This is a genomic window from Actinoplanes sp. NPDC026623 (assembly GCF_040638275.1).
In the GTDB taxonomy this organism is placed as follows: Bacteria; Actinomycetota; Actinomycetes; order Mycobacteriales; family Micromonosporaceae; genus Actinoplanes.
The window spans coordinates 1-1,699 of sequence record NZ_JBEZXZ010000426.1 but is presented as its reverse complement, the minus strand read 5'-3'; the positions used below and the strand labels follow the sequence as shown (position 1 = coordinate 1,699).

The following is a 1,699-nucleotide window of genomic DNA, read 5'->3' as shown; positions in this document are numbered from 1 at the left end:
GGGTCACCGGTCATGATGTTGGTTTCGCTGTTGGCCAGGGCCCAGCGCGGCAGCCAGCCGCCGTCGCGCCCGATCGCGACCACCGACAGCGCCACGTCCCGGGCGACCTGCGGCGTCAGCAGTTCGAGCAACTGGTTCTGCGGCCGGTAGGTGTCCCAGAGCGAGAAATTCTGGTACGGCGTGTAGCCGCTCGCGGTGTGCACCGCGTCGTCGAAGCCGATGTACCGGCCGTCGATGTCGCCGGCGACGTTGGGATGCAACAGCGAGTGGTAGAGCGCGGTGTAGAACGCGCTCTGCCGTTCCTCGGTGCCGCCGTCGACGCGCACGGCGTCGAGTTGCTGGGCCCAGGCGGTGCGCAGGGCGGCCCGGGTGGCGTCGAAGTCGTAGGAGCCGCCGGTCTCGGACGCGAGGTTCTTCCGCGCCCCGTCCGCGCCGGTGTACGACAGCCCCACCTTGACCACGACGTCCCGGTCGGCGCTCGCATCGAAGGTCACCCAGGCCCCGTTCCCGCCGGTGCCCGAGGCGTCCCGGTTGCCCGGGCCGCGGGTGGAGCCGCGCCAGGTGCCGTAGGCGGCGAAGGGCCGGTCGAAGCTGGCCGAGAAGTAGACGGTGTGGTCGTCCTTGCCGGCGCAGAAGTTGCCGGCGTGCACCCGGCCCTCGACGGTGCGGTCGCCGACGACGTGGATCTCGGAGTCGAAGACCGTCTGGTTGGCCTTGCCGGTGTTGAACAGCACGTTGGCGGCGCCGGTCGCGGGGAAGGTGTAACGCTGCCAGCCGGTGCGCGCGGTGGCGGTCAGTTCGGCGTTCACGCCGTACTTCGACAGGCCGACCCGGTAGTAGCCGGGCGACGCCTGCTCGTCGGCGTGGCCGTACGCCGAGCGGTAGACCTCCGGGTCGACGCTGCTGACGGCGCCGGTCGTCGGCATGATCGGCAGCTCGCCGGCGACGCCACAGCCCACACCGGACAGATGGGTCTGGCTGAAGCCGTAGATGCTGGTCTGCTGGTAGTCGTAGCCGCCCTGCCCGCCGGTGTCCGGGCTGACCTGGACCATTCCGAAGGGTGCGCTCGCGCCCGGGAAGGTGTTGCCGAAGTTCTGGGTGCCGACGAACGGCCGGACCAGGTCGGCCGGCGCCACTGCGGCGTCGGCGGCGCCGCCCGTGACCAGGGTGCCGGCGGTCAGCAGCGCGGCGGCTGCCAGCCGGGAGAGTCGGAATGCCACGGGGCTACCTCCGGGTCGACAGCGAAACACCTTGCTGACATCGTTGTCACAAACAGTTAACTTAGTCAATATATGCGCGGAGGGCTGCAAATCATTGACGACCTACGATGCCGATCTTATGCTCGCCGCACTGACATCGTTGTCACTCCACTGCGGTCGCCCACCGCCTCAGTGAAACGCAGGCCACCTTCATGATCATGAAGCAGCAGACCTTCCTGTCCCGCGTCTCGGCCTCGCTGGTGACGGCGGTGGTGATCGCCGGAACCGCCGTGGCGTTCGCGTCGCCCGCCGCCGGCGGGCGCGGGGGCGGGGACCCCCCCGGGCTGGGCGCCGGCGGCCCCCCCCCCCACCGCGACCACCAGAACAAGAAATGCAAGCACCCCCCCCCCCCCGTGAACAACGACCACACCCACAACCCCCACCACACCAAGCGCAGCCCGCACTGGGGGGTCGGCCCAGAGGACTACAAAAAAAAACCC

The 1,699-nt window shown here is 69.7% G+C and carries 2 protein-coding genes; one reads left to right on the top strand and one right to left on the bottom strand.

Features of this window, described 5'->3' with window-relative positions; genetic code table 11:
- A partial coding sequence (locus AB0F10_RS45480; RefSeq protein WP_360640828.1) for a GH92 family glycosyl hydrolase occupies positions 1-1,220 on the bottom strand: 1,220 nt, incomplete at its 3' end.
- A 197-nt stretch (positions 1,221-1,417) separates the two neighbouring features.
- Here AB0F10_RS45480 and AB0F10_RS45475 point away from each other — a divergent pair.
- Positions 1,418-1,699: hypothetical protein (locus AB0F10_RS45475; protein ID WP_360640826.1), on the top strand; the 282-nt coding region annotated here is incomplete at its 3' end.